The sequence below is a fragment of the Janthinobacterium sp. TPC_1 genome, assembly GCF_056037845.1.
The window spans coordinates 2,344,584-2,368,350 of sequence record NZ_CP195157.1; the positions used below are offsets into that span (position 1 = coordinate 2,344,584).

A 23,767-nucleotide genomic window follows, 5' to 3' on the forward strand; every position below is an offset into this window, starting at 1 on the left:
GCTCATGACAGATCGTCCTTGAGAATTTTTTTGATTTCCTCGCGTTCGGCGCGCGACACGCCCGTGCGCAGCGCCGCCAGCACCAGCGCCTTGGCCGAACCGGCAAAGGCTTTCTGCATCAATTCCTTGAGCAAATTCGTCTGCAGGCTGTCCTGCGCCTGCGCCGGCGCATACACGTGCGAGCGCTGGCTTTCGTCGCGGATCAGCAAGCCCTTGCCGTGCATGATCTGCATCAGGCGCAGCACCGTGCCATACGTGATGGCCGGCTTGGCCAGCGCCATCGCCTCGTGCACCTGCTTGGCCGTGGCCGCACCCAGCGGCCACAGCGCCTGCAGCAGATCGAGTTCGGCTGCCGTCGGTTTCGGGATGTCGTGCGTCTTGGCCATGCTGTTTTCCTCTTGCCTAAAATTCAATAGGGCTAGATTAAACCTTGTAGACAAAAATGTATACTTTAATTTTCAGTGGCGTATAAACGCCTTTCAGGCAAGGGATAAAAGCTAGACAAACTTGTTTATGCGCGGATCGTTCAGACGAAAAAAAAGACGCCGCAGCGTCTTTTTTTGGGGCGAGTGAAAATTATCCCGCCAGCTTGGCCTTCAGCAGTTCCGTCAGCTGGGCCGGGTTGGCCTTGCCCTTGGACGCTTTCATGGCCTGGCCGATCAGCGCATTGATGGCCGCTTCCTTGCCGGCGCGGTACTGCTCCACCGACTTGGCGTTCGCCGCCAGTACTTCATCGACGATGGCTTCCAGGGCGCCCGAGTCCGAGATCTGCTTCAAGCCCTTGGCGTCGATGATGGCGTCGACCAGGTGCTCGTCGCTGGACTTCGCTTCCCACATGCCGGCGAAGACTTCTTTTGCCGCCTTGTTCGAGATCGTGCCGTCGGCGATGCGCTTGAGCATGGCCGCCAGCTGCGCGGCGGAGACAGGCGCCTCGTCCAGGTCCACGCCTTCGCGGTTCAGGGTCGACGATACGTCGCCCATCAGCCAGTTGGCGGCGGCCTTGGCGTTTTCCTTGCCGGCCTTGTCGACCACGGCGACGAAATAGGTGGCCATGGCTTTCGACTGCGTCAGCACCAGCGCATCGTAGTCCGGCAGCGCGTATTCGCTGATGAAACGGGCGCGCATGGCGGCCGGCAGTTCCGGCATCGAGGCCTTGACCGTGGCGATCCACTCGGGCGAAATGACCAGCGGCGGCAGGTCAGGGTCCGGGAAGTAGCGGTAATCCTGGGCGTCTTCCTTGCTGCGCATTTCGCGCGTTTCCTTGCGGTCCGGGTCGTACAAACGCGTTGCCTGCACGACCTTGCCGCCGTCTTCGATCAGCTCGATCTGGCGGCGCACTTCGACGTGCACGGCTTCCTCGATGAAGCGGAAGGAGTTCAGATTCTTGATCTCGCAGCGGGTGCCGAATTCCTTCTGGCCGACGGGGCGCACGGAGACGTTGACGTCGCAGCGGAACGAGCCTTCCTGCATGTTGCCGTCGCAGACGCCCGCCCAGCCACATGACCAGCGAGTGCAGGGCCTTGGCGTAGGCCACGGCTTCGGCGGCGCTGCGGATTTCCGGCTCCGAGACGATTTCCAGCAGCGGCGTGCCGGCGCGGTTCAAGTCGATGCCGCTCATGCCCGCGTAGTCTTCGTGCAGCGATTTGCCGGCGTCTTCCTCCAGGTGGGCGCGTGTCAGGTTCACCGTCTTGGTGACGAATTCGCCATCCTTTTCATAGCCGAAGGTCAGGGCGCCGCCGATGACGACGGGGTCCTCGAACTGGCTGATCTGGTAGCCCTTGGGCGAATCGGGATAAAAATAGTTTTTACGCGCGAAGACCGAGTGCGGCGCCACGGTGGCGCCCACGGCCAGGCCGAAGCGGATGGCGCGGTCGACGGCTTGCTTGTTCATCACCGGCAGCACGCCGGGCAGCGCCAGATCGACGGGGCTGGCCTGCGTGTTGGCTTCGGCGCCGTACTTGATCGGCGAACCGCTGAAAATTTTGGATTCGGTCGTGAGCTGCACGTGGTTCTCAAGACCGATGACGACTTCCCATTGCATAGTGTTCTCGCTTAATTTGGTGGCGCCGCCAGTGGCGGCGCGTTTGTTCTTAGATGCCGGCCGTTGCGTTGCCTGGAGCACGCGTATGCCAGTCCGTCACTTGCTGGAATTGGTGGGCCACGTTCAGCAGCTTCGCTTCGCCAAAGTAGTTGCCGATGATTTGCAGGCCGACAGGGCGCTTGCCATTCTTTTCTCCTGCGCCGAAACCACATGGTATCGACATGCCGGGCAGGCCGGCCAGGCTGGTCGACAGGGTGTAGATGTCGGCCAGGTAGTTCGCTACCGGGTCGTCCGTCTTGTCGCCCAGGTCCCACGCGACGGTCGGCGCGACGGGGCCCATGATGACGTCGCAGACGGCGTTCGGGCCATTCAGCACGGCCTCGAAATCCTGCGCGATCAGGCGGCGGATTTTTTGCGCCTTCAGGTAGTAGGCGTCGTAGTAGCCGTGGCACAGCACATAGGTGCCGACCATGATGCGGCGCTGTACTTCCGGGCCGAAGCCCTGCGCGCGCGACTTCTTGTACATATCCTGCAAGTCCTTGTACTCGGTGGCGCGGTGGCCGTAGCGTACGCCGTCGTAGCGCGACAGGTTCGACGACGCTTCGGCTGGCGCGATCATGTAGTAGGCGGGAATCGACAGGGCCGTGTTCGGCAGCGAGATGTCGACCAGGGTGGCGCCCAGCTTTTCATACTGCGCCAGCGCGCCGCGCACGGCTGCTTCCACGTCCTTGGCCAGGCCCTCGCCGAAGTACTCGCGCGGCACGCCGATGCGCAAGCCAGTCAGGGGTTGCTCCAGGTCGCGCGAAAAATCTTCCGCCACGCCGCCCTGTTCCGGCGACAGGCTGGTCGAGTCGCGCTCGTCGAAGCCGGCCATGGCGGTGAGCAGCAGGGCGCAGTCTTCGGCCGAGCGGGCCATCGGGCCGCCCTGGTCCAGCGACGAGGCAAAGGCGATCATGCCGAAGCGCGACACGCGGCCGTAGGTTGGCTTGATGCCGGTGATGCCGCAGAAGGCGGCCGGCTGGCGGATCGAGCCGCCCGTATCGGTGCCGGTGGCCGCTGGCGTCAGGCCGGCCGCGACGGCGGCGGCCGAGCCGCCCGAGGAGCCGCCCGGCACGGCCGTCTTGTCCCACGGATTGCGCACGGCGCCGAAGGCCGAGTTCTCGTTGCCGGAACCCATGGCGAATTCATCGCAGTTGACCTTGCCCAGGGTGACCATGCCGGCCGCCTGGAATTTTTCCACCACGGTGGCGTCAAACGGGCTGGCGTAGTTGGCCAGCATTTTCGAGCCGGCCGTCGTGCGCCAGCCTTTCGTGACGAACAAGTCCTTGTGCGCGATCGGCACGCCCGTCAATGGCGTGGCCGTGCCGGCGGCGATGCGCGCGTCGGCGTCAGCTGCTTGCGCCAGGGTCTGCGCACGGTCGACGTGCAAAAAGGCGTTCGAGTTGTCCGCTGCGATGCGGTCGAGGAAATGCGTCGCCAGCGCAACGGCGGAAATTTCCTTGTTCTGCAAGAGCGTGGACAGCTGTTTGATGGATTTTGTATGCATGGCGTTTCTATTTTGATATTCGGCAAGAAGGCGGGAACGGCGCAACGGCGTGTTTATTCGATAACCTTGGGCACGAGATACAGGCCATCTTGTACCTTCGGTGCCACGGCCTGGTAGGCGTCGCGGCGATTCGTTTCCGTGGCGACGTCCTCGCGCAGGCGCAGGGCGATATTGTCCATGTGGGCGGCCAGCGGGTGGCTCAGGGGCGCCACGCCATCGGTATTGACGGCTTGCATTTGCTCGGCCAGTGCAAAAATCTTGTTCAATTGGGCCAAAGACGTGACGGCCTGGTCGTCGGCCATTTCAAGTTGGGCCAGGTGGGCGATGCGTTTTACGTCGGAGAGTGTCAGGGACATGGCGAATGGCGCGGAGTGCCGCGCATTAGTATTAAGTTGGCGTTTTGATAAAACGCGGGTATTTACTGCTATTTTGCTCACAAAAATCGAGGAATGCCGCGTAACTCGCGGCTGCAAGAGTCGCACTTTTCCATGGTTTTTGAGCAAATCGCATTCAAATTATAAGGTAGAATGGCGGGTTAATGCGTTGCCGGCGCTGATGGACCGCTGCCGCAGCATAGAAAAGATTGCGCAAGCGCCAAGCGAAACCCGGAAAAATCGCCTTCATGGATTTTCAGGGTGCCTGAAAGCGCCCGCTTTGAAACTCCCCATAAACAGCTTTTGCGCAGCTCGATGCGCTACAGGACACTCATGTTTGGTTTTTTACGCAGGTATATCTCCACCGATCTGGCCATTGACTTGGGCACGGCCAACACCCTTATTTATGTGCGCGGCCTCGGTATCGTCCTGGACGAGCCATCCGTCGTCGCCATCCGCCAGGAAGGCGGTCCGAATGGCAAGAAGACCATTCAGGCAGTCGGCAAGGAAGCCAAGCAGATGCTGGGCAAGGTGCCGGGCAATATCGAAGCGATTCGTCCGATGAAAGATGGCGTGATCGCCGACTTCACCGTGACCGAGCAGATGCTCAAGCAATTCATCCGCATGGTGCACGACTCGAAATTCTTCCGTCCATCGCCGCGCATCATCATTTGCGTGCCGTGCGGTTCGACCCAGGTCGAGCGCCGCGCGATCCGCGAATCGGCCCTGGGCGCCGGCGCCTCGCAGGTGTACCTGATCGAGGAACCGATGGCAGCGGCCATCGGCGCGGGCTTGCCCGTGTCGGAAGCGACCGGCTCGATGGTGGTCGACATCGGCGGCGGCACCACCGAAGTGGGCATCATCTCGCTGGGCGGCATGGTCTACAAGGGTTCCGTGCGCGTCGGCGGCGACAAGTTCGATGAAGCCATCGTCAATTACATTCGCCGCAACTACGGCATGCTGATCGGCGAACAGACGGCCGAAGCCATCAAGAAGGCCATCGGTTCGGCCTTCCCTGGCTCGGAAGTGAAGGAAATGGAAGTCAAGGGCCGCAACCTGTCCGAAGGCATCCCCCGTTCGTTCACCATTTCCAGCAACGAGATCCTCGAAGCGCTGACCGACCCGCTGAACAACATCGTCTCGGCCGTGAAAAACGCGCTGGAACAGACGCCGCCGGAACTGGGCGCCGACATCGCCGAAAAAGGCATGATGCTGACGGGCGGCGGCGCACTGCTGCGCGACCTGGACCGCCTGCTGATGGAGGAAACGGGCCTGCCGGTGCTGGTGGCCGAGGACCCGCTCACCTGCGTGGTGCGCGGTTCCGGGATGGCACTGGAACGTATGGACAAGCTCGGCTCGATCTTCTCCTACGAATAATCTGACAGAAGGGCCGGAAACCATTCCGGCCTTTTTTTGGTTTTGGCGCCGGCGTCTGACCGGGGCCTGCACGTTGGCGCACTGCGCCTGGCCTGATTATTGGAAGTCATGGAATACAGTCCTCCGCCACTTTTCAAACAAGGCGCTTCCGCCCGCGTCAAGATGATGGTGTTCGCCGGCATTTCTATCGCCCTGTTGCTGGTCGATTCGCGCATGCACGCGCTGACGGCCGTGCGCCAGGCGGTCGGCACCGTGCTGTATCCGGTGCAGATGGCGGCCCTGGTGCCGCGCGACGTGGCGCTGGGCGTCGGCAATTATTTTTCATCGCTGTCCGCCCTGGAAAAACAGGTGCGCGACCTGAAGCACGAACAGATCGCCTCGGCGCAGATACTGCAGCAGGCGCAGCTCAATATCGTTGAAAACAACCACTTGCGCAAGCTGATGGAAGCGCGCGAGCGCGTGCCCGTCAAGACCATGATGGCCGAAGTGCTGTACGACACGCGCGATTCAGCCACGCGCAAGATCGTGCTCGATCGCGGCATCCAGCATGGCGTGGAACTGGGCCGCCCCGTGATCGACAACCTGGGTGTGGTGGGGCAGGTCACGCGCGTGTTCCCGTTCACCTCCGAAGTGACCTTGCTGACGGACGAAGAGCAGGCCATTCCCGTGCAGCTGCTGCGCAACGGCGTGCGCAGCGTGGCCATCGGACGCGGCAAGTCCGGCACCATGGAACTGCGCTTCACGGCCCCCAGCGCCGACATCCAGATCGGCGACATCGTCATTACCTCGGGCCTTGACGGCCTGTACCCGGCCGGCCTGGCCGTGGCGCGCGTGACCCTGGTCGAGCGCAATGCGCATGGCCCGTTCGGCCGCGTCGTGTGCCAGCCGCTGGCCGGCATCGAGCGCAACACCCAGCTGCTCATCCTGATGACGTCACCCGAGATTCCGCCGCGTCCACCGGCCGAAGAAGTCAAGACGGGCCGCAAGATCGCCGGCAAGATGGCGCCGATCAAGGATCCTGCCAAGGAGCCTGCGGCCGCCGCCGCAACAGCGCCGGCCGCGAAACCGCCCGCCACCCCTGCGCCGAAACCCGCGGCGCCTGCAGGGCCTGCACCAGCGCCTGCCGCCGTGCCACCGAAGGAAGCGACACGATGAACCGCCCGCATTACATCCTGCTGCCGGTCAGCCCCCTGTTCATCGGTTTTTCCCTGCTGTGCGCTTTTCTGCTGAACCTGCTGCCATGGGGGCAATTCGTCGGCGTGCCCGATTTCGTCGCCCTGGTGCTGGTCTTCTGGGGCATCCACCAGCCGCGCAAGGTCGGCATCGGCGTGGCGTTCTTCATGGGCCTGATGATGGACGTGCACGACTCGACCCTGCTGGGCGAGAATGCGCTGGCCTATACCTTGCTGTCGTATTTCGCCATCATGATGCACCGCCGCGTGCTGTGGTTCCCCATCCTGACGCAGGCGCTGCACGTACTGCCACTGCTGCTGCTGACGCAGGCGCTGCAATTGCTGACGCGGCTGATCGTCTCGGGCCGTTTCCCCGGCTGGCTCAATTTCATCGAGAGCTTCGTCGCCGTCGCCCTGTGGCCTTTCGTGACGTGGATCCTGCTGGCGCCGCAGCGCCGCGCCGTGGACCGCGACCATAACCGGCCGATCTGACGGGCGCCTGCCATGACCGAACTGAAAAATACCGAGCGCGAACTGCATTTTTTCCGCATGCGCCTGACCATCCTGGGGCGCGCTCGTCTTCGTCTGCTTTTCGCTGCTGCTGGCGCGCTTCATCTGGCTGCAGGTGATCAAGCACGAGGACTACGCTACCAAGGCCGAGGACAACCGCATCGCCGTGGTGCCCATCGTGCCCACGCGCGGCCTGATCCTCGACCGCAACGGCGTGGTTCTGGCGCGCAATTACTCGGCCTATACCCTGGAAATCACGCCGTCGAAATTGAGCGCCAGCCTCGATTCCGTGATCGACGAGCTGTCGACCCTGGTGCAGATCGACGTCAAGGACCGCCGCCGCTTCAAGAAGCTGCTGGAAGAATCGAAGAACTTCGTCAGCGTGCCGCTGCGCACGCGCCTGACGGACGAGGAAGTGGCGCGCTTCACGGCGCAGCGTTTCCGCTTCCCCGGCGTGGAAGTGCAGGCGCGCCTGTTCCGCCAGTATCCGATGGGCGAGGTGGCCTCGCACGTGGTGGGCTTCATCGGCCGCATCAACCGCAATGAGGCCAAGGCGCTGGAAGAGGGCGAGGACGCGGCCAACTACAACGGCACCGACCATATCGGCAAGGAAGGCCTGGAAAAAAGCTACGAAAAGCAGCTGCATGGCACCACCGGCTATGAAGAGGTGGAAGTGTCGGCGGGCGGGCGCGCCATGCGCACCCTGTCGCGCACGGCGGCCACCCCCGGCAACAACCTGATCCTGTCGATCGACATCGAACTGCAGAAGGTGGTCGAGGAAGCGTTCGGCGAATGGCGCGGCGCGGCCGTGGCCATCGACCCGGCCACGGGCGACATCCTCGCCTACGTCTCCAAGCCAGGCTACGACCCGAACCTGTTCGTCGACGGCATCGACCAGCAAAGCTGGAACGAACTCAATACCTCGCTGGACCGGCCGATGGTCAACCGCCCCCTGTCGGGCACCTACGCGCCCGGCTCGACCTTCAAGCCCTTCATGGCGCTGGCTGCGCTGGAACTGGGCAAGCGCACGCCGAGCCAGGCGATTTCCGATCCCGGCTTCTTCATCCTCGGCGGCCACACCTTCCGCGACGACAAGGTGGGCGGCCATGGCACGGTGGACATGCACAAGTCCATCGTCGTCTCGTGCAACACCTATTACTACCAGCTGGGCCGCGACATGGGCATCGATGCCATCCACGACTTCATGAAGCCGTTCGGCTTCGGCCAGCTGACGGGCATCGACCTGAATAATGAAAAGACGGGCGTGCTGCCGTCGACGGAATGGAAGCGCAACCGCTTCAAGACCCCGCAGCAGAAAAAATGGGTGGGCGGCGACACGATTTCGGTGAGTAACGGCTCCGGCTACAACTCGTATACGCCGCTGCAGATCGCCCACGCGACGGCCAATCTGGCCAATAACGGCGTGGTGATGAAACCGCATCTGGTGAAGATCATCGAGGACGCCAGCACGCGCGCGCGCACCCTGACGGTGCCCAAGGAAAGCTACCGCATCGCGCTCAAGCAGGAAAACATCGACATCATCAAGCGCGCCATGGTGGGCGTGACGAGCGAACAGGGTGGCACGGCCGCGCGCATTTTCACCGGTGTGCAGTACACGGTGGGCGGCAAGACGGGAACGGCGCAGGTGGTGGGCATCAAGAAAAACGAGAAGTACAACGCCAAGCTGCTGGCCGAACGCCTGCGCGACAATGCCCTGTTTACGGCTTTCGCGCCGGCCGACAAGCCGCGCATCGCCATTGCCATCGTGGTGGAAAACGCGGGCTTCGGCGCCGGCGTGGCCGCGCCGATCGCGCGCAAGGCGCTCGACTACTACCTGCTGGGCAAGCGCCCGAGCGACAAGGAAAAGGACACCACCAAGGTGCCCAAGGAAGATGTCGACGAAGTGCGCACCCTGGAAGAAATCACCGACGAGCAGGCCGCCCCGGCGCCGCCTGCCAGGCAATAAGGAAGCACATGCCCATTAACGAGAGGCGCTCGCTGTGGCGGCGCGCCAAACCCTACCTGGCGGTGTTCGATCCGCCGCTGATGATCATCATCCTGATGCTGCTGTGCACCAGCCTGCTGACCCTGTATTCGGCCAGCATCGGCATCCCCGGCAAGATCGAGGACCACTTGCGCAACATCCTGCTGTGCTTTTTCGTCATGTGGGTGGCGGCCAATATCACGCCGCAGATGATGATGCGCATCGCCGTGCCCGCGTATACGGTATCGGTGATCTTGCTGGTGGCCGTGGCGCTGTTCGGCACCATCAAGCTCGGCGCGCGGCGCTGGCTGCATATCGGCGTGATCGACATCCAGCCGTCCGAATTCCTGAAGATCGCCACGCCGCTGATGCTGGCCTGGTTCTTCCAGCACAATGCGGGCGCCCTGCGCTGGAAGTCGTTCCTGATGGCGGCCGTGCTGCTGCTGGTGCCCGTGTACCTGATCGCGCGCCAGCCCGACCTGGGCACGGCGCTGCTGGTGGTGGCGGCCGGCTTTACCGTCATCTTTCTGGCCGGCCTGTCGTGGAAGGTGCTGGCCGGCTTGCTGATCACCTTTGTCTCTTGCCTGCCGATCGCCTGGTCGCACTTGCATGATTACCAGCGCGACCGCGTGATGATGCTGATCGATCCGACCAAGGACCCGCTGGGCAAGGGCTTCCATATCATCCAGTCCATCATCGCCATCGGCTCCGGCGGCATGACGGGCAAGGGCTGGACGCACGGCACGCAGGCCCACCTGGAATTCGTCCCGGAGCGCACGACCGATTTTATTTTTGCCGTATATTCCGAGGAATTCGGACTGGTGGGTAACTTGATCCTGATGCTGATGTATTTGCTGCTGGTGGGACGGGGGATGATGATCGCCGCCAATGCCCCCAGTTTTTTCACTCGCCTGCTGGCAGGAGCGATAACAATGATTTTCTTTACGTATGCGTTTGTCAACATGGGCATGGTCAGCGGCATCGTGCCGGTGGTCGGCGTGCCCCTGCCATTCCTCAGCTATGGCGGCACCGCGCTGCTGACCCTGGGCGTGGCCACCGGCATCCTGATGAGCATTCAGCGCCACCGCAAGCTGGTGCAAACCTGATGCGCGCGCCTTTCGATACCTTCGCCATACGCGGGCTGAGCCTTGTCGCCTTGCTGACCCTGGCCGCCTGCGGCACCACGCCGCACAAGCCCGCATCGAACAACGTGCCGCTGCCGTCGGGCGGCAAGGTCAAGGTGCCGGTGCGCCAGGATCCCACCTTGCCGGTATTGCCGGCGGCCGGTTCCGGCCGTGGCGGCTACTACAAGGACGATGGCCCGGGAGACAATCCGCCGGCCAACCTGCGCGACGTACCCGACGCGGAAGTGCGCAACGAGCCGTATTCGACGCGCTCGAACCGTCCGTATGTCGTCTTTGGCAAGACGTACACGCCGATCACCGACAACGAACCGTTTACGCAGAAGGGCACGGGCACCTGGTATGGCAAGAAATTCCATGGCCAGCGCACCTCGTCGGGCGAAATCTACGATATGTACAAGATGACGGCGGCCCATCCGACCTTGCCGATCCCGTCGTATGCGCGCGTGACGAGCATCGACAGCGGCGAGCAGGTGATCGTGCGCATCAACGACCGCGGCCCGTTCCACGCCACGCGCGTCGTCGACGTGTCCTACACGGCGGCGCTGAAACTGGGCTTCCTCGGCAAGGGCAGCCACCAGGTGGTCGTCGAACGCCTGCTGCCGGCCGATATCGATGCCATTCTCGCGGCCCGTGCGGCGCCAAAGCCGGTGCCTTCCGTCGTCGCCATTTCCATCGACACGCCCGTGGAAACGGGTGCCGTGGTGCAGCCGGAAGTGTCGTCGCAGATGCTGCCCGTCGATGCGACGGTGGCCATGCCAGCGCCGGCAGCGCTGGCCAGCGGCTTCTATTTGCAGCTGGGCGCCTATTCGCGGGCCGACAATGCGGAATCGGGGCGTTCGCGCCTGGCGCCGTACGCGGCGGCCTTGGGTACCCTGGGCGTGGTGCAGGCCGGTAACCTGTTCCGCCTGTACGGCGGACCGTTCTCCAGCCGCGCCGAGGCGGCACGCGCGGCGGCGAATTTGCCGGAATCGACGGGCATCAAGCCCATCGTGATCCAAAGGTAGTTATTTACAATTGCGCAGGTCTTGTTCCGGGAACTGCGCCTTGATCCTCTCCAGGCGCGCGCGCGTGGCGGCGTCGAGGTCGCGGAACTGGTAGGCCAGCTGCTTGCTGGCGCTGTAGCGGGGGCCGATGCGCGCGCTGTGCACGCCCTGTTTGTTGAGCGATGCCAGCTGGCTTTGCGCACCGCTTTCCGACTTGAATACGCCCAGTGAAATGCCCCAGCGCAGCGGGCTGCTTTCGTTCATGATGAAGTAATTCGTCACGCCCAACTGCTTCAATTCGCCGGCCTTGCGGTCGGCGCCTTCCTTGCTGCCCTGCGGCGGGATGTACACCATGTAGCTGGAAATGTCCTGGCCGGCCACGTTGCGGCGCGACTGGCGGTCGCCCAGGTCCAGCGCGGCCACTTGCGCCTCGAAGCGGCGCCCGTCGGCCAGCAGGAAATTGCCCACTTCCGTGCAGGCATACGTCGTCGGCGGTGCCGGCACGGCCGCCACCGGCTTCTCCGCCTCTTCGGTGGCCGGCGGCGCGGCGGGCGCCGTGGCCTGCTCCTGCGTCAGCAAGGTGAGCTTGCCCGCCTGCAGCTGGTTTTTCAGGCGCGCCGGTTCGCGCGTCTCCGTGCGAAAACTGCCCAGATAACCCTGGCCGATGGCCAGCACCAGCAGGTTGACGCCGGCCAGCAGCCAGAAGACGAATTTCAGCATACGTGGTTTCCTTGTGTTCCTGGGGCTCCGGCGCGCGCGGCCGCTTGCAGGCCGAGCATGACGATATTGTCCACCAGGTGCAGCGGTACTGCCAGCGCCAGGGCCGGTGCAATGCGCGCTGCGGCGCCGCCCGACAGCAGGCAGGCGCTGGCGCCGTGCATGCGCACGGCCCTTTCGATGGCGCCCGCCTGCGCCGCCAGGCAGCCGGAGAGAATGGCGTCGTCCGTATTGTCGGCAAAGCCGGCCGGCAGCACGGCATCGCTGGCGATGTGCGGCAGCTGCGCCGTATTGCGCGCCAGCGAGCTGGCCATCAATCCCAGTCCCGGCAAGATCATCCCGCCGAGGAAAACGCCATCGGCCGTGATGGCGTCGATGGTGGTGGCGGTGCCGCAATTGGCGACGATGACGGCCTGGCCAGGCGCCAGCGCGTGCGCGCCGATGGCGGCGGCAAAGCGGTCGCAGCCCAGCTGCGATGGTACGCGATAGCCGTTCGTCAGTCCGGCCAGTTGCGGCAGCGAGGCAAAATCGCCGGGGGCCACCGGCAGCATGGCGCGCAGGCGCGTGCCGATGACGGCGCCCGCCACGTTCGACAGCAGCGCCTCTCTGATGGCAAGTGGCGCCCACTGCGCGCGGCCAGGGTATCGATCTGCGCATGCGTGACGGCGCCGCTGGCCAGCCAGCCGCCGGCGGCACTATCGGCGGCCACGAGCGCCCATTTGATGCGCGTATTGCCGGCGTCGATCAGCAGCAGCATGCGCTTACTCCCCGGCCAGGCGCAAGGACACGTCGCCGGACATGATTTCCTGCAGGCCGCCATCGGTACGCAGCAGCAAACGGCCCAGCTGATCCACGCCGGCCGCCACGCCTTGCTGCAGCAGCTGGCCGTTGTCGAGGATTTTCACGTGCTGGCCCTGCCATGCGTGCAGTGCGTTCCAGCGTTCCGTAAACGGCGCAAAGCCCGTGTCGTCGAATTCGGCCAGCACGCCGGCCAGGCGGCTGAGCAGGGCCGCCACCAGGGTATTGCGCTCCATCTGCGCCAGCCAGGGCACGGCCGAGACGCTGCGCCCGATCTGCCGTTCCAGCGCATCGGGCATCAAGAGATTGATGCCGCAGCCGATGACGGCCCACACGCCGCCGCCATCGTCGCCCTGCGCCTGCTGCGTCTCGACGAGGATGCCCGCCAGTTTGTGGCCATCCTTGAGCAGATCGTTCGGCCATTTCAGCTGCACCGGCACGCCCAGCGCCGTCATGCTTTCGGCCAGCGCCACGCCGACGGCCAGCGGTAAGCCGACCAGCCGGTGCAGCGGTCCCTTGAAGCGCCAGGCCAGCGAAAACATCAGGCTGGCGTCCGGCTGCGACACCCACGGCCGTCCGGCACGCCCGCGTCCGGCAGTCTGCTGGCCGGCGATGCGCAGGGTGGGGCCGGCAAGGGTGGCGCAGCGCGCCAGCAGGTCGGCGTTGGTCGATCCCGTTTCGTCGACCACTTCGATGGCAACGTGGGAAGCGCCCGTGGCGCAATGGGCGGCGATGGCCGCGCTGTTCAAGTCTGAGTGCTTCGTCATGGTGATCAGTTCAGTTGCGCGCCTTGTGCGGCGCATTCGCGAAGGCCCGGTCGTAGATGGCATTGGGTAGCGCGCGCAGCAGCTTGGCGACGACGCCCATCTGCCACGGGATCACGCGGTAGCTGTCGCCGTCGGCGATGGCGCGCGCGGCGCGTAGGGCGAATTTTTCGGCCGGCATCAGGAAGGGCATGCGATAGGCGTTATGGCGTGTCATCGGCGTGTCGATGTAGCCGGGCGTGATGGTGACGACCCTGATGCCCGCCGGTTTCAATTCCAGGCGCAGCGATTCGCAGTAGCTGATGACGGCCGCCTTCGAGGCGCTGTAGGCTTCGGCGCCGGGCAGGCCGCGGATGCCGGCCACGCTGCCGATGCCCACCAGGCGTCCGCTGCCCTGGCTTTTCATTGCGGCGATGAAAGGCGCGAAGGTGGCGACGGTGGCCGTGACGTTGATGGCCATCAAACGGGCGAAGGCGTCGAGGTCTTCCGCGTGTTCGCTCAGGGTGCCGTAGGACACGCCGGCGCTGGCGATGACGACGTCGATGCGGCCGGCGTGGGCGATGAAGTCACCTGCCGCGCTTTTCAGGGCGGCGTGGTCGCATACATCGACGGCGTAGGCGCGGTGGCGTTCAGGGTGGGGCAGGGAAGCGATCAGTTGCTGCAGGGTGTCGCCGCGGCGGGCCAGCAAGCCCAGTTGGGCGCCCTGGCGCGCGTACTGCAGCGCCAGGGCGGCACCCAGTCCGCTCGACGCGCCCGTGATGAAAACGCTGTGCATCAGGCGATGCCCGGGCGCGCCAGGGAAGTGGCCATGCTTATTTCTTTTCCGCTTTGGCTTTCGCGACCAGCACGTCCATCACGCTGAGCGCCTGGGCGTTCAGCTGCTCTTCGTTCTTGGCCGACTTGCTGCCCTGGTCGGCCTGCGAAGGCGAGGTGATGTAGCGGCCATCGATGGCGATCATGGGCCAGAACGTGACGTTATAGCCCTGCATCATGGCGTCCGCGCGGCGCACGCGGGCCGAGATACCCATCGAGCGGTAGGTGTCGATGAATTTCTGGCGGTCCACGCCCTGTTTGGCGACGAAGTCGAAGACGGCATCGTCGGTGGCCAGGCGGTTGCGTTCGACGTGCATGGCGTGGAAGACGCTGGTGTGCAGCTTGTCGACCAGGCCCATGGCTTGCAGGGTGAAGAACAGCCGCTGTTGCGGCGCCACGCTGTCATCGCGCGACACGTGCACGCGCTTGAAGACGATGTTGTCGCCCTGTTTCTTGACCCAGGCCGCCAGTTGCGGTTCGAGCACGTTGCAATGCGGGCAGTAATAGGCGAAGAATTCCGTCACTTCGATTTTCTTGCCCGATTCCGTCGCCTGAGGCGTGGCCAGGGTTTCGTATTCGACGCCATTCTTCGGCTCGGCCGGCGAGGCCGACGCGCCCATGGCGGCGCCGCACAGGGCGGCGGCCAACAACACCTTCTTCAGAAAACGCATGCTGGTTCCTTATTTTTGGTTGCGGACGACGGCGACATCGATACCGTTTTCAGACAGTTTGGTGCGCGCGCGGTTCATCGCTTCAAGCTGGTTGAACGGTCCGTCCGATGCGCACGCGGTGCAGCACGCCGGCATCGGTGCTGCGGTCGCTGATGGCCGCCTCGAAACCGAGCAGCGCCAGTTTGCCGCGCGTGCTTTCGGCGTCCGACATGTCATGGAAGGCGCCGGCCTGCAGATAATAAATCCATTTGTCGCTGGCTGCATCGGCCTTGGCTTCGGCTTTCACATCGGCCTTGGCTTGCGGCGCTGGCGCTGCTGCCGCCGGTGTTTTCGGCGCCGGCTTGTCCTTCAATGTGCCGATCAATTCCTGCAGCGCGTCCGGCGGCGGCGCCTTCGGCTGCTGCGCGGTGGTGGGCGCGGGTGCCGGCGCGGCAGGCTGCGCCGGCGTGACGATCTCGCGCGGCTCCTTGGAGAAGTCGCGCGCCGCTTCCTTGGCCGCTTCCTTGTTGCCGTACATTGGCTTGTTCGGATCGGCGATCTGGCCGGCCGTCGGTTCGGCCGACTTGCCGGCCTTGCCCGACTTGTCGGTGAAGGGCGAGGCGCCCTTGCTGATCACCAGGGCGACCACCACGGCGATGCCCAGGCCGATGACCAGGCCGATGATGATGCCGACCAGGGTATTGCCCTGCTGGCGCCGGGTCGAAGAGAAGCGGGAAGCATGATTCATTGACGATTAGACCTTCGCGATTACATTTTGTTTGGCGCGGACACGCCGATCAGTGCCAGGCCGTTGCGCAATACCTGGCGCGCGGCGATGACGAGGGCCAGGCGGGCCATCTTGATGGCTTCGTCCTCGACCAGCACTTTTTCGGCGAAGTAGAAGCTGTGCAGGTTGGCGGCCAGGTCGCGCAGGTAGAAGGCGACTTGATGCGGTCCCAGTTCGGCTTGCGCGCGTGCCAGCATTTCCGGGTAGGCGGCCAGGGTCGCCAGCAGGGTCGCTTCGGTCGGTGCCGTCAGCGGGGACAAATCCACGCCAGCGACCGTGCTTTCATCGCCGCCCCAGTTTTCCAGGATGCGGCAGATGCGCGCATGCGCGTACTGCACGTAATAGACCGGGTTTTCATCGGTGGTTTTCAGCGCCACGTCGACGTCGAAGACGAATTCCGTGTCGGCCTTGCGCGAGATCAGGAAGAAGCGCACGGCGTCGCGGCCCTTGGCGATGTCGCCGCCGCCCGACCATTCGATCAGGTCGCGCACGGTCACGTAGGAGCCGGCGCGCTTGGAAATCTTGACTTCTTCGCCATCCTTCATGACGGTGACCATCTTGTGCAGCACGTAGTCGGGGTAGCCTTGCGGGATGCCCATGTCGACCGCCTGCAGGCCGGCGCGCACGCGCGCGATGGTGCCGTGGTGGTCGCTGCCCTGGATATTGATGGCCTGCACGAAGCCGCGCTGCCATTTCATCAGGTGATACGCCACGTCTGGCACGAAATACGTGTAGGTACCGTCCGTCTTGCGCATGACGCGGTCCTTGTCGTCGCCGAAGTCGGTGGTGCGCAGCCACAGCGCGCCGTCCTGCTCGTACGTGTGGCCCGCCTTGATCAGGGTTTCCACGGCGCTGTTGACCTTGCCGTCCGCGTACAGCGACGATTCCAGGTAGTAATTGTCGAACTTCACGCCGAAGGCCTGCAAGTCGATGTCCTGCTCGTTGCGCAGGTAGGTGACGGCGAACGGGCGGATCGAATCGATGTCGTCGACGTTGCCATTGGCCGTGGCGGGCAAGCCATCGCTGGCCGAGACCGTCTTGCCGGCCTTGAAGTCGCTGGCGATGTCGGCGATGTAGTCGCCGTTGTAGGCCGACTCCGGCCATTCGGCGTCGCCCGGCTTGAAGCCGCGCGCGCGCGCCTGCACGGAATTGGCCAGGGTCTGGATCTGCACGCCTGCGTCGTTATAGTAAAACTCGCGCGTCACTTGATAGCCTTGCGCGTCGAACAGCGACGACAGGGCGTCGCCCAGGGCCGCCTGGCGGCCGTGGCCCACGTGCAGCGGGCCGGTCGGGTTGGCCGAGACGAATTCCAGGATGACTTGCTTGCCGGCGCGCCTGCCGTGCTGCGGCCGTAGCTGTCGGCCTCGCTCAAGATGGTTTTCACCACGGCCTGCTTGGCGGTGTTTGACACGCGCACGTTGATGAAGCCGGGACCGGCGATTTCCACTGCCTCGATCAATCCCTTGCCGGCCGGGTTGGCCAGCACGGCCGTGACGATGGTTTGCGCCAGTTCGCGCGGATTCTGTTTCAGCTGCTTGGCCAGTTGCATGGCGATGTTGCAGGCGACGTCGCCATGCGATGCATCGCGTGGTCGCTCGAGCACCACGGATGGCGTCAGCGAAGTGCCGGCCAGGACGGGAGCGAGGGCGGCCTGGAACAGGGCGATGATTTCTTGTTTCTGTTGGGCGAGCATGAGCAGGATGGCGGTGGAACCGCGTTAAGAATGAATAGAATGAATCAAAAAGCAAAACGGACGGCAAGTACCCAAGCCGCCCAGACTGCGTTAATTATACTGGTTTGCCGCCGGGAACAATACGCTTGCCGCCAAGCTTCCCGTGCCGGCGCATTTCACGATATTATCAGGACAGCATGCCCATGTTTGTGCACGAAAACATCAGCATGGCGCATTCTGCTTGTATATATGCAGTTTTTTGCCGCAATTTACAGGTATCGCTGCAATCGCTTGGGTCAGAGGGCGCCACAAACGCTACAATCGACCCTTTATTGATGACGCGCGGCCGCGACTTTGCCACCATGCAGCCCGCCGCGCGCAGCCACACCGGATAACTATGAACAAGCGCCCCACGCTGAAATTGAGAACCAAGCCGGCGCCAGGCCAGGCTTCTGCCCCTGCCGCACCGAAATTACGCCCCAGCTATCATCCTGACCTGAAACCGGTCTTGCAGCCAGGCTTCCAACCCGATTTGCGCACCGACTCGCTGGCGTTTTGCCTGCTGGGCGCCGCCAATGCCGTGGCGCAAGTGCGCACCGGCACGGCCCTGCCGCAGGCGCTGGCCAAGGTGTTTACGCAATCGAACGCCAGCCCGCAGCGCGCGGCGCCATCCAGGATATTTCCTATCGCACCATGCGCCAGCTGGGCCGCAGCGAAACCCTGGTCGGCCTGATGACGTCGAAGGCGCCCGAGCCGCCGATGCTGGCCGCGCTGCTGTGCTGCGCGCTGTCCTTGATGTCGGCCGAACCAGGCGAACAGCCGTACGAAGAATTCACCGTTGTCGACCAGGCTGTCACAGTGGCTACCTCGCACCCTGACCTGGCGCACGCCAAGGGCATGGTCAACGCCGTTTTGCGCCGTTTCTTGCGCGAGCGCAAGTCCTTGCTGGAAGCGGCCCTGCAGCAACCTTTGGCGCAATGGAATTATCCACAGTGGTGGATCGACTCGCTGCGCCTGGCTTACCCGCGCGACTGGCAAGCCATTTTGACGGCCGGCAACGCTGTGCCGCCACTGACCTTGCGCGTGAATCGCCGCAAGAGCACGGTCGAAGCGTATCTGGCCGTGCTGGCTGAGGCGGGCATTGCCGCGCGCCAGGTGGGGCCGTTTGCCGTACGCCTGGACAAGCCTATCGGCGTGGCGCTGATCCCCGGCTTCGAGCAGGGCGTCGTCTCCGTGCAGGATGCTGGCGCGCAACTGGCCGCACCGCTGCTGGATTTGCAAGACGGCATGCGCGTGCTGGACGCCTGCGCGGCGCCCGGCGGCAAGACATGCCATATCCTCGAACTGGCCGACGTGCAGGTGACGGCCATCGATGCGGACGCCAAGCGCCTGCCGCGCATCGCGGAAAATCTCGAGCGCCTGGGCCTGGAAGCCACCCTGAAGGCGCAAGATGCGCAATCGAGCGCCTGGTGGGACGGCCAGCAGTACGACCGCATCCTGGCCGACGTGCCATGTACGGCTTCGGGCATCGTGCGCCGCCATCCCGATATTCGCTGGTTGCGCCGCAAGGGAGATGCGTTCCAACTTGCAACACTTTCCTCCAAAATTCTGGACAACCTGTGGCAGATGCTGCGCCCCGATGGTAAATTGCTGTTCGTGACATGTTCATTGTGGCCGCAAGAGTCCGAGGCACAGGCGGCGGCATTTGCGGTGCGCAATAATGCGACCCGATTGACAGCGCCTGGCCAGCTGTTGCCGACTGGAAGCGCGGAGCAGGACCATGACGGTTTGTTCTATGCGCTATTCCAAAAAAATGCGGCTTGAGCGATTCCTCGAACCTTTTCCTACGGACTACACCGGCACACTTGTGACAACACGACTCTTCCGACTCCTGGCCCTGCTGCTGATGCTGGCATGTACCATGCCACGCGCGCATGCCGCCGATATGGTCGAGATCACGCGTGCTTACATCGAGGCTAGCGAAGAGGGCTACAAGCTGGCCGCCACGTATTCCTTCGAGCTCAATCACGACCTTGATGATGCCGTACAGCATGGCGTGCCGCTGTATTTCACGACGGAAATCGAACTGACCCGGCCCCGCTGGTACTGGTTCGATGAAAAAGCCATCGTGGCGCGCCAGACCAGCAAGCTGTCGTACAACGTGCTGACGCGCCAGTATCATGTGTCGGGCGGCGGCTTGCAGCAAAGCTTCCCCACCCTCGACGACGCGCTGTTCCTGATCCGCCGTCCCAGCCGCTGGCTGGTGGCGCGGCGCGGCGAACTGAAAGTGGGGCAGACGTATAACGTCACCTTGCGCATGGGCATGGACCGCGACTACCTGCCCAAGCCGATACAGGTCAACGCCTTCAATAACAGCGACTGGCGCCTGGCTTCGAACAAAAAAACCTTCTTGTATACGGCGGAGTAGTGAGTCAAGCATTACGCTATCTGCTGGTGGTGGGCGGCGGCATTGTCAGTATCCTGCTGTTCCTGCTGGCGTCGGCTTCCGACAATTCCGGCTTCTTCGACCGTTACTACACCTGGCTGCTGGGCCTGAACGCGGCCGTGGCCGTGTCCCTGCTGGCGCTGGTGGGCATTTCCCTGGCCCGCCTGTATGCGCGCTACAAGAGCGGCAAGTTCGGCTCCAAGCTGATGACGCGCCTGGTGATGCTGTTCGCCGCCGTCGGCATCCTGCCGGGCCTGGTGATTTTCCTTGTTTCAGTGCAATTCGTCTCCCACTCCATCGAGTCCTGGTTCAACGTCAAGATCGAAGCGGCGCTGGAATCGGGGATTGAGCTGGGGCGTGCCGGCCTCGATGCGGCCCTGGTCGAGCTCGACCATCGGGGCCACAAGGCGGTCGAGGAACTGGGTGCCGATCCCGTGGCCGGCCAGGCCGTGCTGACCAGCCTGCTGCGCGAAGAGGGCATGCAAAATGCCATGCTCGTCAGCGGCGACGGCGTGCTGCTGGCCAGCGCCGGGCCGCACAGCGCGGCCGACTTGCCGACGCCGGCCATGCTGGTGCAGGCGGCCTTGCCGGCCGGCTATGCCTCCGCCGAAGGGGGCCTGGAGTTGCACGACGATGGCACGGAGTCGGGCGGTGGCGGTTTCCGCTCGGGCTTGCCAGCGTCGCTGGAAACGGCGGCCAGCCTGCGCCTGCGGGTGCTGGTGGCCGTGCCGGGGCCTTCCGTCTCGCCCCGCTATTTGCAACTGCTGCAATCGGTGCCGCCGAAGCTGGCGACGAATGGCGAGGTGCTGCGCGCCGCCTACAGCGAATACAAGGAACGTTTCGTCGCGCGCGTGGGGCTGCGCAAGATGTACATGGAAATCCTCACCTTGACCTTGCTGCTGGCCATTTTTGGCGCCATCGGCAGCGCCTTCCTGATCGCGGGCAACCTGGCCCAGCCCTTGCTGCTGCTGGCCGAAGGCACGCGCGCCGTGGCCGAGGGTGACCTGTCGCCGCGCCCCATCGTGGCCACCAAGGATGAACTGGGTACCCTGACGCAGTCGTTCAACATCATGACGCGCCAGCTGCTCGATGCGCGCACGGCCGTGGAAAGCAACCGCGCCGCACTGCAAAACGCCAAGGCCCACCTGGAATCGGTGCTGGCGAACATGTCGGCCGGCGTGATGGTGCTCGATGGCGACTTCAAGCTGGTGACCTGCAATGAGTCGGTCGAGCGCATCCTGCAGCATTCGGGCATGAGCATGGTGGGCCAGCCGCTGGCGAATATTGCTGGAATGGAAGAGTTTGGCGGCGCCATCATCAGCGCCTTCACGGCGCAAAGCGCGCAATCGGCCTCGGGCCGCAACCAGCAGCGCCTGCACTGGCAGCGGCAGATCGAGATTCCGCGCCGCCTGGGCAGTAGTGCCGACGAGCATGACATCACCTTGCTGGCGCGCGGTTCGCGCCTGCCGCTGGAGTCCGGCAGCGGCTACATCGTCGTGTTCGATGATATTTCCGACGTGATTTCCGCGCAGCGCTCGATCGCCTGGGGCGAGGTGGCGCGCCGCCTGGCGCATGAAATCAAGAATCCGCTCACGCCCATCCAGTTGTCGGCCGAGCGCCTGCAGATGAAGCTCGAAGGCAAGCTGGAGCAGCCCGATGCCGACCTGCTCAGCCGTGCCACCACCACCATCGTCAAGCAGGTCGATGCGATGAAACGCATGGTCGACGACTTCCGCGACTATGCGCGCACGCCGCCGGCCGTGCTCGTGCCGCTGCGCCTGAACGAACTGATTGAGGAAATACTGAACCTGTACCTGCGCGGCGACGATGGCGACATCATCCATCCGCAGCTGGCGCCGAACCTGCCGATGGTGATGGGCGATCCGACCCAGTTGCGCCAGGTGATCCATAACCTGCTGCAGAACGCGCAGGACGCCATGGCCGACTTGCCGCCGGACTCGCCGCATCCGCGGATTGACGTAAGGACAGAAGCAATTCATTATCGCAGTGCGGACGGCGGCGTGAATATCGCCGTGCGGCTGGCCATCACCGACAATGGCCCTGGTTTCGCGCCAAAAATCCTGGCGCGGGCCTTCGAGCCCTATGTGACCTCGAAGGCGCGCGGCACGGGATTGGGCCTGGCGATGGTCAAGAAAATTATCGATGAACACGGCGGACGCATCGATATCGAGAACCGGGTCGACGGCAATGGCGCATCGGTGGTCATTTTGCTGTTAAAGTTAGCTCCCGACGCTCCTGCCCAGGAATTCCTGGCGTGAGGGTCTGGTTTAGTATTTAAAACACTAATAAAATCATAGTTGTCCGCGCGTGCATCTTGTGCGCGACGGCCGGCGAAATGAGGAAGGCAAGACACGAATGGCAAACATACTCGTAGTGGATGATGAAATGGGTATCCGTGAGTTGCTCTCGGAAATTCTGGGCGACGAAGGACATGCTATCCAGCTGGCCGAAAATGCGCAGCAGGCGCGTGAAGCGCGTGCCGCCGGTGCGCCGGATCTGGTATTGCTCGATATCTGGATGCCCGACACGGACGGCGTCACCTTGCTCAAGGAGTGGCAGCGCGATGGCTTGCTGACCATGCCGGTGATCATGATGTCGGGCCACGCCACCATCGATACGGCTGTCGAGGCGACGCGCATCGGTGCCATGAACTTCCTGGAAAAACCGATTGCCCTGCAAAAACTGCTGAAGCGGTCCAGCAAGGCTTGACGCGGGCACAGGAAACCGTGCGCGCGCCGAGCGTGGCGCCGCGTCCGGCGGCACCTGTGGTGGCCGAGGAAAGCAGTCATCCCGTGCCCAGCTTTGGCGGCAGCGCGCCGCAACAGCTGATGGTGCGCCCAGGTATCGCCGTGCCGGCGGCGGCCGAAGGCCATGGCTACAACCTGTCATTCGACTTGCCGCTGCGCGAGGCGCGCGACGCGTTCGAGCGCATGTATTTCGAACACCACCTGGGCCGCGAAGGCGGCAGCATGACGCGCGTGGCGGAGAAAACGGGCCTCGAGCGCACCCATTTGTACCGCAAGCTGAAACAGCTGGGCGTCGAACCGGGCAAGCTGGCCAAGAAAGGCCTGTGACGGCAGCCGTGCGGCGTCCGACGCCGCTGACCCTGGTCAGCGGTGGACGCGCCGCCGGGCGCGAGGCGGCCATTGCGCACGCTTTGGCGCCGGACGAGCCGGCCGCCGTGATCCTGGAAGGATTGGCTGACGGCAACGCCATCCTGGCCGACCTGGCCGAGCAAGCTTCCCCTTCTCCATCGTTTCCATTGCAACTGTTGCGCATCGCGCCCGGCTGCCTGTGCTGCAGCGGCAATCTCGTATTGCGTGTAACATTGAACCGTCTGCTGCGCCATCCACCTGCGCGCTTGTTCATCAGCCTGGCCGACGCCTCGCACATCGAACAATTGCGCACCTGGCTCACCGCCAGCCCCTACGATGCCTTGCTGGCGCTGCAAGCAGACGTCGTCGTTTCCTGACGATTTTTCGATCGACTTACCGCAGTCGCAGTTTGCATCTCGTTACAACTCTGTAGCCCGCAGGGTGGCCTGGCCGCTTGAAATGGCGGTGTGGGAACCCCACCTCTGTCCTGAAACCGCAGGAGCTTCTCCTGCTTGAGCGAAGGATGCAAAATGAACCTGATCTATAACAGCGAACAATACAGCGTCGTGGAATTCGGCGTCGACGGCGACCTGGAAGCCCTGCGCTTCGGCGGCTATGAAATTGTCGACAAGGGCGGCAAACGCGAGACTTTCATTGCGGGAGTCCTGGCCCAGCATTTCCGCCGCGACGTCACGGAACTGATCGCCAGCGAACCCAGCATGGAAGAGATCGATGAATTTTTGGGCAGCTATGATTCCCTCATGAGCCAGCCAGTCCTGTTGCACTGATAATGGCTGTCTGATGGCCATCGCCACCATACCAATCCGCATGGCGGCGTGGTATGGTGGCCGGGTTACTTCGCTGCAAACAGA

Annotated in this window: 16 protein-coding genes and 7 pseudogenes; 12 read left to right on the plus strand and 11 right to left on the minus strand. The window is 63.7% G+C overall.

The genetic code is table 11. The annotated features are described in order from the left end of the window. Positions 1-2: 2 nt before the first annotated feature. The 4 genes and pseudogenes from ACQVLG_RS11515 to gatC form a co-directional block, all read right to left on the minus strand. Positions 3-386, minus strand: coding sequence for a BlaI/MecI/CopY family transcriptional regulator (locus tag ACQVLG_RS11515; RefSeq protein WP_474294623.1), 384 nt, complete (start codon positions 384-386; stop codon positions 3-5). Between the two features lie 190 nt (positions 387-576). Beyond that, positions 577-2,041: pseudogene (gene gatB / locus ACQVLG_RS11520) on the minus strand (Asp-tRNA(Asn)/Glu-tRNA(Gln) amidotransferase subunit GatB). Between the two features lie 49 nt (positions 2,042-2,090). Then, a complete protein-coding gene (gatA, locus tag ACQVLG_RS11525) occupies positions 2,091-3,587 on the minus strand; it encodes an Asp-tRNA(Asn)/Glu-tRNA(Gln) amidotransferase subunit GatA (RefSeq protein ID WP_474294625.1) in 1,497 nt (498 codons plus the stop codon). A gap of 53 nt (positions 3,588-3,640) precedes the next feature. After that, the gene (gatC, locus tag ACQVLG_RS11530; protein WP_076568266.1) at positions 3,641-3,943 is read right to left on the minus strand and encodes an Asp-tRNA(Asn)/Glu-tRNA(Gln) amidotransferase subunit GatC; all 303 of its coding nucleotides are present in this window, start codon (positions 3,941-3,943) and stop codon (positions 3,641-3,643) included. A gap of 351 nt (positions 3,944-4,294) precedes the next feature. On the opposite strand from gatC, the gene ACQVLG_RS11535 reads away from it, so the two are divergent. The 6 genes and pseudogenes from ACQVLG_RS11535 (at position 4,295) to ACQVLG_RS11560 (ending at position 11,153) form a co-directional block, all read left to right on the plus strand. Further along, complete coding sequence (locus tag ACQVLG_RS11535; RefSeq protein ID WP_010393186.1) at positions 4,295-5,338, plus strand: rod shape-determining protein; 1,044 nt, start codon at positions 4,295-4,297, stop codon at positions 5,336-5,338. A gap of 108 nt (positions 5,339-5,446) precedes the next feature. Then, positions 5,447-6,493 (plus strand): rod shape-determining protein MreC, encoded by a 1,047-nt coding sequence (mreC, locus tag ACQVLG_RS11540; RefSeq protein ID WP_474294628.1) that lies wholly within the window; start codon positions 5,447-5,449, stop codon positions 6,491-6,493. Continuing rightward, on the plus strand, positions 6,490-7,002 hold the full coding sequence (mreD, locus tag ACQVLG_RS11545) for a rod shape-determining protein MreD (protein WP_035824494.1): 513 nt from the start codon (positions 6,490-6,492) through the stop codon (positions 7,000-7,002). Before mreC ends, mreD begins: the two co-directional genes overlap by 4 nt. 12 nt (positions 7,003-7,014) lie before the next feature. Continuing rightward, positions 7,015-8,986 (plus strand): annotated as a pseudogene (gene mrdA / locus ACQVLG_RS11550) (penicillin-binding protein 2). Positions 8,987-8,994: 8 nt separating this feature from the next. Further along, positions 8,995-10,110 carry a rod shape-determining protein RodA gene (gene rodA / locus ACQVLG_RS11555; RefSeq protein ID WP_046683484.1) on the plus strand — a complete coding sequence of 372 codons (1,116 nt, stop codon included), beginning with the start codon at positions 8,995-8,997 and terminating at the stop codon, positions 10,108-10,110. After that, on the plus strand, positions 10,110-11,153 hold the full coding sequence (locus tag ACQVLG_RS11560; RefSeq protein WP_474294631.1) for a septal ring lytic transglycosylase RlpA family protein: 1,044 nt from the start codon (positions 10,110-10,112) through the stop codon (positions 11,151-11,153). Before rodA ends, ACQVLG_RS11560 begins: the two co-directional genes overlap by 1 nt. On the opposite strand, the gene ACQVLG_RS11565 is transcribed toward ACQVLG_RS11560, so the two are convergent. The 7 genes and pseudogenes from ACQVLG_RS11565 to argS all read right to left on the minus strand — a co-directional run bounded on the left by ACQVLG_RS11565 (position 11,154) and on the right by argS (position 17,354). Then, complete coding sequence (locus tag ACQVLG_RS11565) at positions 11,154-11,852, minus strand: SPOR domain-containing protein (RefSeq protein ID WP_474294633.1); 699 nt, start codon at positions 11,850-11,852, stop codon at positions 11,154-11,156. Then, positions 11,846-12,606, minus strand: a pseudogene (locus tag ACQVLG_RS11570) (type III pantothenate kinase). The gene ACQVLG_RS11565 and the pseudogene ACQVLG_RS11570 overlap by 7 nt, the downstream one beginning before the upstream one ends. Before the next feature lie 4 nt (positions 12,607-12,610). Next, positions 12,611-13,414, minus strand: coding sequence for a biotin--[acetyl-CoA-carboxylase] ligase (locus tag ACQVLG_RS11575; protein ID WP_474294635.1), 804 nt, complete (start codon positions 13,412-13,414; stop codon positions 12,611-12,613). 10 nt (positions 13,415-13,424) lie between these two features. Then, complete coding sequence (locus ACQVLG_RS11580; RefSeq protein ID WP_474294637.1) at positions 13,425-14,186, minus strand: SDR family oxidoreductase; 762 nt, start codon at positions 14,184-14,186, stop codon at positions 13,425-13,427. A gap of 37 nt (positions 14,187-14,223) precedes the next feature. Continuing rightward, on the minus strand, positions 14,224-14,895 hold the full coding sequence (locus tag ACQVLG_RS11585) for a thiol:disulfide interchange protein DsbA/DsbL (RefSeq protein ID WP_230541611.1): 672 nt from the start codon (positions 14,893-14,895) through the stop codon (positions 14,224-14,226). Between the two features lie 9 nt (positions 14,896-14,904). After that, a pseudogene (locus ACQVLG_RS11590) lies at positions 14,905-15,622 on the minus strand (SPOR domain-containing protein). Between the two features lie 20 nt (positions 15,623-15,642). Next, positions 15,643-17,354 (minus strand): annotated as a pseudogene (argS, locus tag ACQVLG_RS11595) (arginine--tRNA ligase). Between the two features lie 376 nt (positions 17,355-17,730). On the opposite strand from argS, the pseudogene rsmB reads away from it, so the two are divergent. The 6 genes and pseudogenes from rsmB to ACQVLG_RS11625 all read left to right on the plus strand — a co-directional run bounded on the left by rsmB (position 17,731) and on the right by ACQVLG_RS11625 (position 23,683). After that, positions 17,731-19,157 (plus strand): annotated as a pseudogene (rsmB, locus tag ACQVLG_RS11600) (16S rRNA (cytosine(967)-C(5))-methyltransferase RsmB). Positions 19,158-19,254: 97 nt separating this feature from the next. Then, a complete protein-coding gene (locus ACQVLG_RS11605) occupies positions 19,255-19,761 on the plus strand; it encodes a DUF4390 domain-containing protein (RefSeq protein ID WP_226939765.1) in 507 nt (168 codons plus the stop codon). Continuing rightward, positions 19,761-22,058, plus strand: a complete 2,298-nt coding sequence (locus tag ACQVLG_RS11610) for a sensor histidine kinase (protein WP_474294640.1) — start codon at positions 19,761-19,763, stop codon at positions 22,056-22,058. Before ACQVLG_RS11605 ends, ACQVLG_RS11610 begins: the two co-directional genes overlap by 1 nt. A 97-nt stretch (positions 22,059-22,155) precedes the next feature. Beyond that, positions 22,156-22,874 (plus strand): annotated as a pseudogene (locus tag ACQVLG_RS11615) (response regulator). Beyond that, positions 22,871-23,272 carry a GTPase gene (locus ACQVLG_RS11620; protein WP_474294642.1) on the plus strand — a complete coding sequence of 134 codons (402 nt, stop codon included), beginning with the start codon at positions 22,871-22,873 and terminating at the stop codon, positions 23,270-23,272. The pseudogene ACQVLG_RS11615 and the gene ACQVLG_RS11620 overlap by 4 nt, the downstream one beginning before the upstream one ends. Positions 23,273-23,425: 153 nt before the next feature. After that, entirely contained in the window at positions 23,426-23,683 is a 258-nt protein-coding gene (locus ACQVLG_RS11625; protein WP_100875523.1) for a BTH_I0359 family protein, read from the plus strand. The last annotated feature ends 84 nt before the right edge of the window (positions 23,684-23,767 follow it).

Bases quoted from the DNA above. Each gene is read 5' to 3' on its own strand.
- ACQVLG_RS11515 (WP_474294623.1), bottom strand. From the start codon at position 386: ATGGCCAAGACGCACGACATCCCGAAACCGACGGCAGCCGAACTCGAT.
- gatA (WP_474294625.1), bottom strand. From the start codon at position 3,587: ATGCATACAAAATCCATCAAACAGCTGTCCACGCTCTTGCAGAACAAG.
- gatC (WP_076568266.1), bottom strand. From the start codon at position 3,943: ATGTCCCTGACACTCTCCGACGTAAAACGCATCGCCCACCTGGCCCAA.
- ACQVLG_RS11535 (WP_010393186.1), top strand. From the start codon at position 4,295: ATGTTTGGTTTTTTACGCAGGTATATCTCCACCGATCTGGCCATTGAC.
- mreC (WP_474294628.1), top strand. From the start codon at position 5,447: ATGGAATACAGTCCTCCGCCACTTTTCAAACAAGGCGCTTCCGCCCGC.
- mreD (WP_035824494.1), top strand. From the start codon at position 6,490: ATGAACCGCCCGCATTACATCCTGCTGCCGGTCAGCCCCCTGTTCATC.
- rodA (WP_046683484.1), top strand. From the start codon at position 8,995: ATGCCCATTAACGAGAGGCGCTCGCTGTGGCGGCGCGCCAAACCCTAC.
- ACQVLG_RS11560 (WP_474294631.1), top strand. From the start codon at position 10,110: ATGCGCGCGCCTTTCGATACCTTCGCCATACGCGGGCTGAGCCTTGTC.
- ACQVLG_RS11565 (WP_474294633.1), bottom strand. From the start codon at position 11,852: ATGCTGAAATTCGTCTTCTGGCTGCTGGCCGGCGTCAACCTGCTGGTG.
- ACQVLG_RS11575 (WP_474294635.1), bottom strand. From the start codon at position 13,414: ATGACGAAGCACTCAGACTTGAACAGCGCGGCCATCGCCGCCCATTGC.
- ACQVLG_RS11580 (WP_474294637.1), bottom strand. From the start codon at position 14,186: ATGCACAGCGTTTTCATCACGGGCGCGTCGAGCGGACTGGGTGCCGCC.
- ACQVLG_RS11585 (WP_230541611.1), bottom strand. From the start codon at position 14,895: ATGCGTTTTCTGAAGAAGGTGTTGTTGGCCGCCGCCCTGTGCGGCGCC.
- ACQVLG_RS11605 (WP_226939765.1), top strand. From the start codon at position 19,255: ATGCCACGCGCGCATGCCGCCGATATGGTCGAGATCACGCGTGCTTAC.
- ACQVLG_RS11625 (WP_100875523.1), top strand. From the start codon at position 23,426: ATGAACCTGATCTATAACAGCGAACAATACAGCGTCGTGGAATTCGGC.